At 65.2% G+C, this 14,179-nt stretch carries 11 protein-coding genes; 10 read left to right on the forward strand and 1 reads right to left on the reverse strand.

Annotated features, from left to right (window positions below; all coding sequences use genetic code 11):
* Positions 1 to 11: 11 nt before the first annotated feature.
* From AC0L3U_RS13545 to AC0L3U_RS13585, 9 genes are all read left to right on the forward strand, one after another.
* Positions 12 to 959 (forward strand): aminoglycoside phosphotransferase family protein, encoded by a 948-nt coding sequence (locus AC0L3U_RS13545; protein ID WP_473362090.1) that lies wholly within the window; start codon positions 12 to 14, stop codon positions 957 to 959.
* 385 nt (positions 960 to 1,344) lie between these two features.
* Positions 1,345 to 2,967, forward strand: coding sequence for an ABC transporter substrate-binding protein (locus tag AC0L3U_RS13550; RefSeq protein ID WP_473362091.1), 1,623 nt, complete (start codon positions 1,345 to 1,347; stop codon positions 2,965 to 2,967).
* Between the two features lie 308 nt (positions 2,968 to 3,275).
* Positions 3,276 to 4,289 (forward strand): ABC transporter permease, encoded by a 1,014-nt coding sequence (locus AC0L3U_RS13555; protein ID WP_018456013.1) that lies wholly within the window; start codon positions 3,276 to 3,278, stop codon positions 4,287 to 4,289.
* 62 nt (positions 4,290 to 4,351) lie between these two features.
* The gene (locus AC0L3U_RS13560) at positions 4,352 to 5,251 is read left to right on the forward strand and encodes an ABC transporter permease (RefSeq protein ID WP_473362092.1); all 900 of its coding nucleotides are present in this window, start codon (positions 4,352 to 4,354) and stop codon (positions 5,249 to 5,251) included.
* Positions 5,252 to 5,540: 289 nt separating this feature from the next.
* Positions 5,541 to 7,298 (forward strand): dipeptide ABC transporter ATP-binding protein, encoded by a 1,758-nt coding sequence (locus tag AC0L3U_RS13565; RefSeq protein ID WP_473362093.1) that lies wholly within the window; start codon positions 5,541 to 5,543, stop codon positions 7,296 to 7,298.
* A gap of 19 nt (positions 7,299 to 7,317) precedes the next feature.
* On the forward strand, positions 7,318 to 7,497 hold the full coding sequence (locus tag AC0L3U_RS13570; protein ID WP_007615797.1) for a DUF4089 domain-containing protein: 180 nt from the start codon (positions 7,318 to 7,320) through the stop codon (positions 7,495 to 7,497).
* Positions 7,498 to 7,504: 7 nt separating this feature from the next.
* Positions 7,505 to 8,902: an AtzE family amidohydrolase gene (locus AC0L3U_RS13575; RefSeq protein WP_473362094.1), complete on the forward strand. Its 1,398-nt coding sequence runs from the start codon at positions 7,505 to 7,507 to the stop codon at positions 8,900 to 8,902.
* A gap of 1 nt (position 8,903) precedes the next feature.
* The gene (gene hpxZ / locus AC0L3U_RS13580; protein ID WP_007597958.1) at positions 8,904 to 9,296 is read left to right on the forward strand and encodes an oxalurate catabolism protein HpxZ; all 393 of its coding nucleotides are present in this window, start codon (positions 8,904 to 8,906) and stop codon (positions 9,294 to 9,296) included.
* 4 nt (positions 9,297 to 9,300) lie between these two features.
* Entirely contained in the window at positions 9,301 to 10,023 is a 723-nt protein-coding gene (locus tag AC0L3U_RS13585; protein WP_473362095.1) for a GntR family transcriptional regulator, read from the forward strand.
* 91 nt (positions 10,024 to 10,114) lie between these two features.
* On the opposite strand, the gene atzF is transcribed toward AC0L3U_RS13585, so the two are convergent.
* Complete coding sequence (atzF, locus tag AC0L3U_RS13590) at positions 10,115 to 11,917, reverse strand: allophanate hydrolase (protein ID WP_473362113.1); 1,803 nt, start codon at positions 11,915 to 11,917, stop codon at positions 10,115 to 10,117.
* A gap of 308 nt (positions 11,918 to 12,225) precedes the next feature.
* Here atzF and AC0L3U_RS13595 point away from each other — a divergent pair, with 308 nt between their 5' ends.
* Positions 12,226 to 14,079 carry a feruloyl-CoA synthase gene (locus AC0L3U_RS13595; RefSeq protein ID WP_473362096.1) on the forward strand — a complete coding sequence of 618 codons (1,854 nt, stop codon included), beginning with the start codon at positions 12,226 to 12,228 and terminating at the stop codon, positions 14,077 to 14,079.
* Positions 14,080 to 14,179 lie beyond the last annotated feature (100 nt).

The raw sequence follows: 14,179 nt of genomic DNA on the forward strand, positions 1-14,179 counted from the left end.
GTTAGGTTACGATGTCGATGCAACTCCCCCACTTTATCGACGCGGAAAGCTTTCGCGCCTTTCGCGCCGACCCATCGCGCTGGCTGCCGATCGCCATCGACATCGTCCGCAGCCACGGTCTCGATGCCAGCGCGCCGCACGTGTTTGCCACCGGCACCAATCTCGTGGTCGGGCTCGGCGATCGCCTGATCCTGAAAATCTTCCCGCCGCTGCTCCGTGCGCAATTCATCTCCGAGCGCGGCTCGCTGGCCCAGCTTGGCGGCCGCCTCAATCTGCCGATCCCCGAGATCGTCGCGGAAGGCGAGCGCGACGGCTGGCCTTATCTAATCATCACACGCCTTGCCGGCACGCTCGGCTCGGAGGTCTGGCCGCAACTGGCGGAAGCGCAGAAGGAGCGCGTGCTGCGCCAGATCGGCGAGACCATCGCGGCCGTGCAGCGCGCCCCACTCGGCCCGCTCGCGCAGATCGAGCCGCGCTGGGGAGACTTCATGCGCGCCCAGATGCAAGCGTGCCGCGCGCGGCACACGCGTCTCGGCCTTGCGCCGAAATTCCTCGCCGGCCTTGACGATCTCCTGCGTGATGCGGCCGCGCTCATTCCGATGGATGCGCCGCCGGTGATCCTGATCGGCGAATATATTCCGGAGAACTTCCTGCTCACCTGCCACGACGATCAATGGTCGCTCGCCGGCCTGTTCGACTTCGGCGACGTGCTGGCGGGCTGGCGCGACTACGATCTGCTCGGCCCCAGCGCCTTCATGGCAGCGGGCCGGCCCGGTCGCGTGCGCAACCTGCTCGAAGGTTTTGGCTATGCGAAGCCGGACTACGCGCTCAAGCGCCGCCTGATGACGCTGATGCTGCTGCATCGCGCCAGCGACCTCAACAGCCACATCTGCATCGAGGGTTGGCAGGACAAGGCGGATGATCTCGTCGAACTGCAGGAGCTGATCTGGCCGGGCTGATCGCCGGCGATCCCCGCTGTCGTCCTGGACAAGCGCAGCGCTGATCCAGGACCCATTACCCCAGGGAGGGGTTTTGCGAAGACTCGTGGTTGCCAGCTTCGCGCCGCAACTTCTTCCTGGGGTAATGGGTCCTGGCTTTCGCCAGAACGACGGCGGTTCAATAAGCCGCCTGCCAAACAAGCGAGACTCCATTCAGCTTATTTTATGAGCAAATGCGCACCTTTGTATGCAATGGCCCAAGACTTGGCGTTTGATCGACGGTCCGATTAATAGCTGTTTCCCTTAAGTATTTCAGAGGCTTATTCCGGTTTAAACTCTCATTAAGCTCTGGCACGAACCTTGCGAATCCAGTTCCAACCAGAAAACTTTGTGTTGGAGCCATTTCATGAAGCGCCGCGATTTCCTCAAGTCCGTTTCCGGATTGGCCGCAGGTGCGGCGCTTCCGGCCATGCCGTCTGTGGTCTCGTCCGCCTATGCCGATGCGCGCTCGGAGACGCTGCTGATCGTCTCGGAAGGCGGGCCCAACAATCTCGACATCCACGGCGTCGGCACCAACGTGCCCGGCTATGAGGTGTCCTGGAATTGCTACGACCGCCTGCTCAGCCACGAGATGAAGACCGGCCCTGGCGGGGTGCCCTATTACGACCGCGACAAGTTCAAGGGCGAGCTCGCCGAGGAGTTCAAGATCGACGACATGTCGGTCACCTTCAAGCTGAAGAAGAACGCCAAATTCCACGACGGCGCGCCTGTCACCGCCAAGGACGTGAAGTGGTCGCTCGACCGCGCCGTCAGCGTCGGCGGCTTCCCCACCTTCCAGATGAGCGCGGGCTCGCTGACCAAGCCTGAGCAGTTCGTCGTGATCGACGACTACACGGTGCGAGTCGACTTCCTGAAGAAGGACAAGCTGACGATCCCCGATCTCGCGGTGATCGTGCCCTGCATCATCAATTCCGAACTGGTGAAGAAGAACGCCAGCGAGAAGGATCCCTGGGGTCTCGAGTACACCAAGCAGCAGACCGCGGGCTCCGGCGCCTACAAGGTGACGAAGTGGACCGCCGGCACCGAAGTGGTGATGGAGCGCAACGACGATTGGGTCGGCGGCCCGCTGCCGAAGATCAAGCGCGTGATCTGGCGCATGGTGCCGCAGGCCGGCAATCGCCGCGCGCTGCTGGAGCGCGGCGACGCCGACATTTCCTACGAGCTGCCGTTCAAGGATTTCCAGGAGATGAAGGCGAGCGGCAAGCTCAACGTGGTGTCGCTGCCGTTCTCCAACGGCATCCAGTACATCGGCATGAACGTGACCAAGCCGCCGTTCGACAATCCGAAGGTGCGTCAGGCGGTCGCCTACGCGATTCCGTATCAGAAGATCATGGACGCGGTGATGTTCGGGCTGGCCAACCCGATGTTCGGCGCGGCAAAGGACAAGCCGACCGAAGTCGCCTGGCCGCAGCCGCACAAATACAACACCGACATGGACAAGGCGAAGGCGCTGCTCGCCGAGGCCGGTTATCCCAGCGGCTTCGAGACCACGATCTCGTTCGACCTGAATTTCGCCGGCGTCAACGAGCCGCTCTGCGTGCTGGTGCAGGAGAGCCTGGCCCAGATCGGCATCAAGACCACCATCAACAAGGTGCCTGGCGCCAACTGGCGCACCGAGTTGAACAAGAAGGAGATGCCGCTCTTCACCAACGTGTTCTCGGGCTGGCTCGATTACCCCGAATACTTCTTCTACTGGTGCTATCACGGCAATAATTCCGTCTTCAACACCATGAGCTACAAGTCGGCGGAGATGGACAAGCTGATCGACGGCGCACGCGCAGCCGCCGCGACTGGCGACACCGCGACCTACGACGCCGACGTGAAGGGCTTCGTCGACCTCGCCTACAGCGACATCCCGCGCATCCCGCTGTACCAGCCCTTCGTCAACGTCGCGATGCAGAAGAACATCAGCGGCTACCAATACTGGTTCCACCGGCGGTTGGATTATCGCGCGATGGCGAAGGGGTGAGGGGGGATGGCGGGCGAGATGGTCGCGTCGTCGACTCTCTTTCTGAGTGAGGCGGCCACCGCTCTCTCATTCCCTCTCCCCTTGTGGGCGAGGGGCAGGGTGAGGGGTAGCCACGAACTCCGACCTCGCTTGGGGCTACCCCTCACCCCAACCCTCTCCCATCGCAAGTCGGGCCTGCCCGACTTGCGCCAATCACCAATGCGCAACCGGGGTAGACCCCGGTTGCGTGGGAGAGGGGGCGCAGCGGAGCGCGCGGCGATGCTCTCGCGGATCAGCGAGAGCGTTTCATCTTCCTGGAGTGCATCATCATGCTGACCATGATCGGCAAGCGCCTGATGTTCGCGATTCCCTCGCTGATCGGGGTCGTCATCGTCACCTTCCTGCTGACCCGCGCGCTGCCGGGTGATCCCGCGGCGTATTTCGCCGGCCCCGCCGCAACGAAGGAAGCCGTCGAGCAGATCCGGAAAAAACTCGGCCTCGACAAGCCGCTGATCGAGCAGTTCTTCCGCTACACCAACGATCTCGCCCATGGCGATTTCGGCAATTCTCTCACCACGGGCCAGCCGGTCGCGGCCGAGATCCGCAACCGCCTGCCGGCCTCCGCCGAGCTGACGCTGCTCGGTCTCATCGTCTCGGTCGTGATCGCCATTCCGCTCGGCGTGCTGGCGGCGACGCGGCCGGGATCGTGGGTCGATCATCTCTGTCGTGTGACGACGACGGCCGGCGTCTCGCTGCCGGTGTTCTTCACCGGCCTCGTGCTGGTCTATGTCTTCTATTTTCGGCTCGGCTGGTCGCCCGCGCCGCTCGGCCGGCTCGATGTGTTCTACAGCGCGCCGCCGACGGTAACCGGCTTCTATCTGATCGACACCCTGATCGCGCGCGACTTCGAGGCGTTCCGTTCGGCCTGCAGCCAGCTGATCCTGCCGGCGACGACGCTTGCGATCTTCTCGCTGGCGCCGATCGCGCGCATGACGCGCGCCTCGATGCTGGCGGTGCTGTCGTCGGAGTTCGTGCGCACCGCGCGCGCCAGCGGCCTGTCGCCGGCGACCGTCATCGTCACCTATGCCTTCCGCAACGCGATGCTCCCCGTCATCACCACGCTGAGCATGGTGTTCTCGTTCCTGCTTGGTGCCAACGTGCTGGTGGAAAAAGTCTTCGCCTGGCCCGGCATCGGCTCCTATGCGGTCGAAGCGCTGATCTCGTCGGACTTCGCGCCGGTGCAGGGTTTCGTGCTGACCATGGCGGTGATGTACGTGCTGCTCAATCTCGTGATCGACATTCTCTATGGCGTGATCGATCCACGCGTGCGGCTGGAAGGGTAGAGCATGATCCGGAAAAGTGGGTACCGGTTTTCCGATCAGATCATGCTCAAAAGGATAGAGTCATGAGCACCGTTGCGCCTGCTGTTGAACCTGTCGGTCCCGCGCGGACGTCAGGGTTCGTCGCGCTCCTCGAACAGACCCGCTACGTGCTCGGCGAGAACAAGGTCACCGGCTTTGCCTTCGCGCTGCTGATCGTGATCCTCCTTGCCGCGATCTTCGGCCCCTATGTGGTGCCGTATGACCCGCTGGCCTCCGACACCGCGGCGTCGCTGAAGCCACCCTCGGCCGCGCACTGGTTCGGTACCGATCAGTTGGGCCGTGACATCTTTAGCCGGGTCGTGGTGGCGACGCGGCTCGATACGTTCATCGCGGTCGCCTCCGTCGTGCTGGTGTTCCTGATGGGCGGGCTCGCCGGCATCGCGGCCGGCTATTTCGGCGGCTGGACCGATCGCATCGTCGGCCGCATCGCCGACACCATCATGGCATTCCCGCTGTTCGTGCTGGCGATGGGCATCGTCGCCGCGCTCGGCAACACCGTGCAGAACATCATCCTGGCCACGGCCATCGTGAACTTCCCGCTCTATGCCCGCGTCGCGCGCGCCGAAGCCAATGTCCGCCGCAACGCCGGCTTCGTGCAGGCGGCGCGGCTGTCCGGCAACGGCGAGTTCCGCATTCTGCTGGTGCACATTTTGCCGAACATCATGCCGATCATGATCGTGCAGATGTCGCTGACGATGGGCTACGCCATTCTCAATGCCGCCGGTCTCTCCTTCATCGGCCTCGGCGTCCGTCCGCCGACGGCGGAATGGGGCATCATGGTCGCCGAGGGCGCCGGGTTCATGGTGTCAGGCGAATGGTGGATCGCGCTATTTCCGGGCCTCGCTTTGATGATCGCCGTGTTCTGCTTCAACCTCCTCGGTGACGGCCTGCGCGACATCGTCGACCCCCAGCGGAGGACGTGATGGCTGGATTGCTCGAAGCTGGTGCCGTCCTTCGCCTCTCCCCGCGTGCGGGGAGAGGCCGGGGCGCGCTAGCGGACCGGGTGAGGGGGGCTCTCCGCGAACTCCTCTCGCAATCGTTTGCGCGGATAGAGGTCCCTCACCCCAACCCTCTCCCCGTAAGCACGGGGCGAGGGAGCGATAGGCTTGTGCCCGCCTCACACGCGAATTTTCGCTCGAAATTCTCCAATGAAATCAACGCCATTCTACTGTGCATGGGGTTGTTTTCGATGTTTTTGTTTGGGAGGCACCCATGACCGCCCAGCCCCTGCTCGACGTCCAGGACCTCACCGTCGAATTCACCACCCGCCGCGGCATCGTGAAAGCGGTGCAGCACGTCAACATCTCCGTCGCCAAGGGCGAGACGCTGGCCATCGTCGGCGAATCCGGCTCCGGCAAGTCGGTGACCTCCTATGCGGTGATGCGCATCCTCGATCGTGCCGGGCGGATCGCCGAAGGCTCGGTGATGTTCTCGGGCATCGACGTCAAGGCCGCGACCGAAGACCAGATGCGCGATTTGCGCGGTCGCGAAGTCTCGATGATCTTCCAGAACCCGCGTGCCGCGCTCAACCCGATCCGGAAAGTCGGCGACCAGATCGAAGACGTGCTGCGCACCCATGTGCAGCAGGCCATGGTTTCGGACCGTGGCGAAAAGGCGATCGAGGCGCTGGAGCAGGTCAAGATCGCCCGCCCGCGCGAGCGCTATCACGCCTATCCGTTCGAACTGTCCGGCGGCATGTGCCAGCGCGTCGTCATCGCGCTCGCGCTCGCCTGCAATCCGCAGCTGCTGATCGCGGACGAGCCGACGACCGGATTGGACGTCACCACGCAGAAAGCGGTGATGGATCTGATCGTCGAGCTGACCAAGCGCAAGGCGATGTCCACCATCCTGATCACGCATGACCTCGGCCTCGCCGCAGCCTATTGCGACCGCGTCGTGGTGATGGAGAAGGGCCGGGTGGTCGAGACCGCAAAGGCCGCCGACATCTTCGCCAACCCTCAGCACCCCTACACCAAGAAGCTGATGCGCGCGACGCCGCGGCTCGGCGTGAGCCTGCGGGATCTGTTGCCGGAGGAGGAGACTCTTGCCTCTCCCAGCACCGTGTCTGCGGAAGCAGCCCCTCACCCCAACCCTCTCCCCGTGAAGGACGGGGAGAGGGAGAAGACGCCCCTTCTCCTCATCGACAAGCTGGTCAAGGAATATCCCCGTCAGGGCGCGACGGCCACGCTCGGGAAATTGTTCGGCCGCAAGCCGCCTGTAGAGCCCGATGTGTTCCGCGCCGTCGACGGCATCAGCTTCTCGATCGGTCACGGCGAGAGCGTCGGCCTGGTCGGCGAGTCCGGCTGCGGCAAATCGACCACGTCGATGATGGTGATGCGGCTGCTGGACCAGACCTCGGGCCTGATCCAGTTCGACGGCGAGGACATCGGCGCCATCGCGCCGGCCGGCTTTGCCCGGCTGCCGCAGCGCAGCCGCATCCAGATGGTGTTCCAGGACCCGACCGACAGCCTCAACCCGCGCTTCACCGCCGTCCGCGCCATCGCCGACCCCATCATGCAGCTCGGTGACATCAGAGGGCGCGACGCGCTTCGCGCCCGCTGCGAAGAGCTCGCCACCATGGTGGGCCTGCCGCACAATCTGCTGGATCGCTTCCCGCACCAATTGTCGGGCGGCCAGAAGGCCCGCGTCGGCATCGCCCGCGCCATCGCCCTGCACCCGAAACTCGTCATCCTGGACGAGCCGACCGCCGCGCTCGACGTTTCGGTCCAGGCCGTAGTCCTCAATCTGCTCCAGGACCTCAAGGCGCGGCTAGGTATGAGCTATCTGTTCGTCTCGCATGATTTGAACGTAGTGCGCTTGCTGTGCGATCGTGTCATTGTCATGCGGTCGGGTCGAATCGTCGAGGAAGGATCTTCCGAGAGGGTCTTGAGCGATCCGCAGGACGATTACACCAAGGAGCTGTTGACGGCGATCCCGCATCCGCCGCTGCAGACACTGGGCGCACACTGAGAGCTTGTTTGGGAGCGTGATGGCCGAACCGCTGGACGATTATATCGACGCTGTCACGAAAGCGTTGGCGTTGCCCGTCGAGGAAGCATGGAGGTCGTCCATTCGCGCCAATCTCGAGGTCTCGCTGCGGCTCGGCCGCCTCGTCGACGAATTCGCGCTGCCGGACGAGACCGAGCCGGCGCCTGTGTTCACGGTCTGACGCCGCCATGACGACCAAGCCAGAGATGACGGCCTCCGAGATCGCGAACGCGGTTGCCGGCCGCAAGATGTCGGCGCTCGATGCGACCGAAGCGGCCCTTGCGCGCATCAAGCAGCACGACACCACCCTCAACGCATTCACTGACGTCACCGCCGATCGCGCCCGTGCCAAAGCGCGCGCGATCGATGCCGATATCGCCGCCGGCAAGACCGTCGGCCCGCTCGCTGGCGTGCCCTTCGCGGTGAAGAATTTGTTCGACGTCGCGGGCCTCGCCACGCGCGCCGGCTCGAAGATCAACCGAGACCGCGCGCCCGCCACGCGCGATGCAACGCTGATCGAGCGTATGGAAGCGGCCGGCGCCGTGCTGGTCGGCGCGCTCAACATGGGCGAATACGCCTACGACTTCACCGGGGAGAACGTCCATGACGGTCCCTCGCGCAATCCGCATGACACCACGCGGATGAGCGGCGGCTCCTCGGGCGGTTCGGGCAGTGCCGTCGGCGGCGCGCTGGTGCCGATCGCGCTCGGCTCCGACACCAATGGTTCGATCCGCGTGCCGTCCTCGTTCTGCGGCATCTTCGGCCTGAAGCCGACCTATGGCCGGCTCTCGCGTGCGCGCTCTTTCCCGTTCGTCGCGAGCCTCGATCATCTCGGTCCGTTCGCGCGCTCCGTCACCGATCTCGCGCTGGCCTATGACGCCATGCAGGGACCGGATGCCGACGATGCCGCCTGCACCACCACACGTGGTCTGGAGCCGACGACGCCGCTGCTCGCCAATCCGGTTTCGGACCTGCGCATCGCGATCGCCGGCGGTTACTTCCAGACCAATTTGTTTCCGGAAGCCGTCGAGGCCGTCAGCCGCGTCGCCAAGGCGCTGGGCGCAACGCGCGTGGTAGAGGTGCCCGAAGCCGCGCGCGCCCGCGCGGCGGCCTATGTCATCACCACGACCGAGGGCGCCTCGCTGCATCTCGACCGGCTGCGCAAGCGGCCGAACGATTTCGATCCTGCCGTGCGCGACCGGCTGATCGCGGGCGCCATGGTGCCGGCGCCGCTGGTCGACCGCGCGCAAAAATTCCGCCGCTGGTATCGCGCGCAGCTCGCGGATATTTTCAAATCCGTCGACGTGCTGATCGCGCCCGCGACGCCATGCACCGCGCCAAAACTCGGCCAGGTCAATTTCAATCTTGGCGGCGTCGAGCTGCCGGTGCGCGCCAATATCGGCATCCACACCCAGCCGATCTCGTTCATCGGCCTGCCCGTGGTCGCCGTGCCGGTGCCGCTCGAGCCGCTGCCGATCGGCGTGCAGATCATCGCCGCGCCATGGCGCGAGGACATCGCGCTACGCGTCGCTTACGCCTTGGAGAAGATGGGCGTCGCCGCCGCGCCCGGCCCAAAAGGATTTTGAGATGGAGATCGATCTCCCCGACGTGATCGCGGACGTCAAAGCCGCGTTCGACCGCTACGAGCAGGCCCTGATCACCAACGACGTCGCCGTGCTCGGCGAGCTCTTTCGCAACGATCCCCGCACGCTGCGCTATGGCATCGGCGAGAATCTGTACGGCTATGAGGCGATCTCCGGCTTTCGCGCCGGGCGCTCGCCGGTCGGCCTCAACCGCCGCACCGCGAAAACCGTGATCACCAGCTATGGCCGCGACACTGCGGTCGCCTCCACCCTGTTCTATCGCGACACGATGCCGGGCAAGGTCGGCCGGCAGATGCAGACCTGGGTAAAGTTCCCGGAGGGCTGGCGCGTCGTCGCCGCCCATGTCAGCATCATCGACGAGTCGAAAGAGACCTGACCGTATGACGCTTGACGATCTTCCGCCCGGAACGCTGCCGGTCGAACCGGCGGTGCCGCGTGTCGACCGGGCGTCGCCATCAGCGCACAAGGTCACGCGCGCCGAGGAGCTGCGCCTGCAGCTCGCCGACGAGATCGTGCGCGGAGCTCTGCCGCCCGGCGCACCGCTTGACGAGACCGACATCGCGCGCCGCTTCAGCGTTTCGCGCACGCCGGTGCGGGAAGCACTGCGCCAGCTCGTGGCGAGCGGCCTCGTCGAAGCGCGCGCCCATCGCGGCGCGGTGGTGGCGCAGCCCTCGTTCGAACGGCTGACGGGCATGTTCGAGGCGATGGCGGAGCTGGAAGCGCTGTGCGCGGGTCTGGCCGCCGAACGCATGTCGGCTGCCGAGCGTCACGGCCTGGAAGCCATCCACGAAGAGCTGCGGGTGCTGAGCTACGCCGGCAATCCCGATCGCTTCCACGAGGTCAACGAGCGCTTCCACAATGCGATCTATGCGGGATCGCAGAACGGCTACATCGCCGAGATCACGCTGGCGACGCGCGTGCGCGTGCAGCCGTTCCGCCGCGCCCAGTTCCGCAACCTCGGCCGCCTCGCCAAGTCGCAAGCCGAGCACGACCGCGTCGTCGTCGCCATCATGCGCGGCGACAAGCACGGCGCCGCCGCCGCGATGCGCGCGCATATCGAGCTGGTGCGCGGGGAGTACGAGATCTACGCGGTCTCGGTTTAAGTAGGGTGGGTTAGCGCAGCGTAACCCACCACTGTTCGCGTCCGCACAGACAGAAGAGGTGGGTTACGCTGCGCTAACCCACCCTACGAAGCTACGTCGCGGCTTCCGCCATATACTTTCGCCAGCCACCATACGCCGTGATATCTCGCGCCTCGCCCAGCACCTCCGGCTCGACGAGAAATCCCTTCACGCTGCGGCCATCCGCCAGCCGCACGGTGCCGATCGCCATCGGCGCAGGAATCGCGTTGACGAACTTGCCGAAGGCGGACGACGACAGCGACCAGATCTCCAGCTCGATCGACGCGCCCTTGCCGGCCTCGACGCGCAGCATGCCCGGCTTCGGCGGCGTGGTCTTCAATGCGTAGAGCTTGTAGTCCGCCGCAGTCCTGGTCGCCTCGATCAGCTGACCGTTCAGCGCTTTCAACTCGCCGTTCAGTGCCATGCCGGACAGATGCGCGCCGACCACGGCGATGGGAATCTCGTCGATGCCGCTTGCGGCAAGCGGCGCCAGCGCGGGTTGTGCCGCGCCCTTTGCGCCAAGCGTCAGTTTGGTATCGGCATGGAACACGCGGCCGATGCTCGCGAGCAGCGCGTCGTGGCCGGTGGGTGCGAGGAGCGTAATGCCGAACGGGATGCCGTCGGCACGCATCGCCGCCGGCAGCGCGAGACCGCAGAGGTCGAGCAGATTGACAAAATTGGTATAGGTGCCGAGCCGGCTGTTGAGTTCGATCGGATTGGCCAGCACCTGTGCGGTCGTATAGGCCGTCGGCGCCGTCGGCAGCACCAGCGCGTCGATATTGGTGAAGGTGCGCTCGGCGATCTTGCGCAGGCCCTGCAGGCGGTAGAGCGCGGAGAAGGTGTCCGCCGCCGTCAACCGCGCACCGGCTGCGGTGATCTCGCGCGTCACGGGATGGATGGCATCCGGCGCGGACGCGAGCAGGTCGCGGATCACGAGATAGCGCTCGGTGACCCACGGTCCCTCGTAGAGCAGTCGGGCCGTCTCATAGAACGGCTCGAGGTCGAATTCGACGAGCGTTGCGCCAAGCGCGGTCCAGCGCTTCAACGCATCAGCGTAAGCCGCTTCCGCCTTCTTGTCGCCGAAGAAGATCAGCTGTCCGCTGCGCGGCACGCCGAGGCGCAGGTTTGCCGGGAGCGGGGTGATCGCGCCAAGCGGCCGGTCGCGCGAGAACGGATCGGCCTGATCGGGACCTGCCATCACGGAGAGCGCCAGCGCGGCGTCGTCGACCGTCAAAGCGAACACCGAGATGCAGTCGAGCGTCCTGCAGGCCGGCACCAGGCCAGCGGTCGAAATCATGCCGAGGCTCGGCTTGAGACCGACGATGTTGTTGAGCATCGCCGGCACGCGGCCGCTGCCGGCGGTGTCGGTGCCCAACGACAACGGCACCAGCCCGGCGCCGACGGCGGTGGCCGATCCCGAGCTTGATCCGCCAGGAATGAGGTCATCGCGGACCGCGTTCCTGGGGATGCCGTAGGGCGATCGCACGCCGACAAGGCCGGTCGCGAACTGGTCGAGATTGGTCTTGCCGATGATGATGGCGCCGGCGGCGCGCAGCCGCGCAACCGCGGTCGAATCATGTGTCGGGATGTACGAGAAGGCCGGGCACGCCGCGGTGGTCGGAAGTCCCAGCGCGTCGATATTGTCCTTCACCACGACCGGCACGCCGTAGAGCGGCAGCGTGGCGGCATCCTTCGCGACGAGCTTCTCGGCCTCGGCGATCGCGTCCTTTTCGTCGCGCAGGCTGATGAAGACGGCGGGGTCGTTGTGGTCGCGGATGCGCTGATAGGTGCGTGCGACCGTCTGCGCCGGTGTGAGCGCGCCCGCGCGATGCGCGGCCACGATCGCGGCGATCGTTTCAGGCTGCTCAGCCCCCATTTCAGCCTTCATGGCGACAAGTCTCCGGCTACGTCTCTTCACCCCGATCGAAGCAAGCGATGTGCCATTGTGTACAGAATCCGGGCAGGACAAGTGCTCCGGATATTACCGAGAGATCAGTGGCTTGTGGGATTTTTCGAGCGCCGGCGGGCCTGCGTGTCAGCGCCCTGTTACGAGCATTTGCGCAAATAGTAGGCAGCTCACCGGGCCCGAGCTTGCGCCCCAACAATTGTCATGGCCAACATGCCGGCCAACGCGGTCCGTGACGAGGCTGCGGCCGATCCCGGCTTCCGGGCGAGGAGGAAACCATGACAGCCGCCCCACGCGGTGATGCTTCAATCTTGTTTGCGACGCCCCAAACCGTTGCCGAGCATCGCGCCGACGGCAGCATCGTGCTGCGCTCGCCCGACCCCTTGCGCGATGGCGCGCGCTGTGTCGGCGACTGGCTGGAGCAATGGGCCCGGCAAAAGCCCGACACGGTCTTCCTCGCTGAGCGTGACAGCGCCGATACGCCCTGGGCTACCATGACCTACGCGGGGGCCTTGCGGAGAGTCCGCGCGGCGGCGTCGTGGATTTTGGCGCAAGGACTCGGCGCCGAACGCCCGCTCGTGATCCTATCCGATAACAGTATCGACCATGCGCTGCTTGCGCTCGCGGCCCAGCATGTCGGCGTGCCCTCGGCCGCGATCTCGCCAGCCTATTCGCTGATGTCGAAGGATTTTGACAAGCTCAGGAGCATGATCTCGTTGCTGGAGCCCGGCGCGATCTATGTCTCCGCGACCAAGCCGTTTGCGGCGGCGCTGGCCGCGATCAAGCCGCTGCATCGTGCGCAGGTCATCAGCGGCAACGCGAGCGACGCCGATGCGCTCGCCTTTCGCACCGTTGCGGCGATGCCTGAAACTGCGGACGTCGCAAGAGCCTTCGCCGCTGTCACACCGGACACCATCGCAAAATTCCTGTTCACCTCCGGCTCGACCGGCACACCGAAAGCCGTGATCAACACCCAGCGCATGCTGACGTCCAGCCAGCAGGCCAAGGCGCAGACCTGGACTTTTCTCGAGCAAGCTGGCCGCGATCTCGTCATTCTCGACTGGCTGCCCTGGAGCCACACGTTCGGCGCCAACCACAATTTCAATCTCGTGCTGCGCAATGGCGGCTCGCTCTATATCGACGGCGGCAAGCCGGCGCCCGGCCTGTTTGCGACGTCGCTCGCCAATCTCAGAAGCGTGATGCCGACGGTCTACTTCAACGTGCCGCGCGGCTTCGACATGTTGATCACGGCGCTGCGCGCAGACGAGGGGCTGTGTCGCCGCTTCTTCAGCGAGGTGAAGTTCGCGTTCTACGCCGGGGCTGCGCTGCCGCAGAATCTCTGGGACGCACTCGAAGAACTTTCCGTCAAGACCGTTGACCGCGCGATGCCGATGGTCTCGGCGTGGGGCTCGACCGAGACGTCGCCGCTGGCCACCGACTGCCATTTCCTCGCGGAGCGCTCGGGCAATATCGGCGTGCCCATACCCGGCACCGAATTGAAACTTGTCACCTCCGGCGACAAGCTGGAGGTGCGTGTGCGCGGCCCCAACGTCACCCCGGGCTATTGGAAGGCGCCGGAGCTGACCAGGCAGGCTTTTGACGACGAGGGCTTTTATCTCATTGGTGATGCCGTGAAGTTCGCCGACGCGAACCGGCCCGAGCGCGGTCTGTTCTTCGACGGCCGCGTCGCGGAGGATTTCAAGCTCAATTCCGGCACCTGGGTCAATGTCGGTACGCTGCGCCTCGCCGGCATCGCCGCGCTGGCGCCGCTCGCGCAGGACATCGTCGTCACCGGCCATGGCGGCGACGAGGTGCGTTTCCTGGTGTTCCCGAACATCGCCGCATGCCGCGCGCATGCCGGCCTGCCCGAGGCCGCAGCCGTGAAAGAATTGCTCGCGCATGACAAAGTCAGAGCCGCGATCGCGCAGGGTTTGGCGAAACTCAAGCAACACGGCGCTAACTCCTCCGGCCACGCCACGCGTGCGCTGCTGCTCGCCGAGCCGCCGTCGGTGGACGGCGGCGAGATCACCGACAAGGGCTACATCAACCAGCGCGCCGTGCTGACGCGGCGCGCCGATGCGCTGGCGCGGTTGGATGACAATGTCTCGGGTGAGTGGATCGGTTGCTACTGATTGCGCGCCGCTGCTCCTAACCTCTCCCCGCTTGCGGGGAGAGGTCGGATCGCCCCGGCGATGCGGAGCATCGTCCGGCGCGATCCGGGTGAGGGGTACA

The sequence above is a fragment of the Bradyrhizobium sp. Kon69 genome, from assembly GCF_055807515.1.

Excerpts from the sequence above, each read along its gene's own strand:
- AC0L3U_RS13545 (WP_473362090.1), top strand. The coding sequence starts at position 12 with ATGTCGATGCAACTCCCCCACTTTATCGACGCGGAAAGCTTTCGCGCC.
- AC0L3U_RS13550 (WP_473362091.1), top strand. The coding sequence starts at position 1,345 with ATGAAGCGCCGCGATTTCCTCAAGTCCGTTTCCGGATTGGCCGCAGGT.
- AC0L3U_RS13555 (WP_018456013.1), top strand. The coding sequence starts at position 3,276 with ATGCTGACCATGATCGGCAAGCGCCTGATGTTCGCGATTCCCTCGCTG.
- AC0L3U_RS13560 (WP_473362092.1), top strand. The coding sequence starts at position 4,352 with ATGAGCACCGTTGCGCCTGCTGTTGAACCTGTCGGTCCCGCGCGGACG.
- AC0L3U_RS13565 (WP_473362093.1), top strand. The coding sequence starts at position 5,541 with ATGACCGCCCAGCCCCTGCTCGACGTCCAGGACCTCACCGTCGAATTC.
- AC0L3U_RS13570 (WP_007615797.1), top strand. The coding sequence starts at position 7,318 with ATGGCCGAACCGCTGGACGATTATATCGACGCTGTCACGAAAGCGTTG.
- AC0L3U_RS13575 (WP_473362094.1), top strand. The coding sequence starts at position 7,505 with ATGACGACCAAGCCAGAGATGACGGCCTCCGAGATCGCGAACGCGGTT.
- hpxZ (WP_007597958.1), top strand. The coding sequence starts at position 8,904 with ATGGAGATCGATCTCCCCGACGTGATCGCGGACGTCAAAGCCGCGTTC.
- AC0L3U_RS13585 (WP_473362095.1), top strand. The coding sequence starts at position 9,301 with ATGACGCTTGACGATCTTCCGCCCGGAACGCTGCCGGTCGAACCGGCG.
- atzF (WP_473362113.1), bottom strand. The coding sequence starts at position 11,917 with ATGGGGGCTGAGCAGCCTGAAACGATCGCCGCGATCGTGGCCGCGCAT.
- AC0L3U_RS13595 (WP_473362096.1), top strand. The coding sequence starts at position 12,226 with ATGACAGCCGCCCCACGCGGTGATGCTTCAATCTTGTTTGCGACGCCC.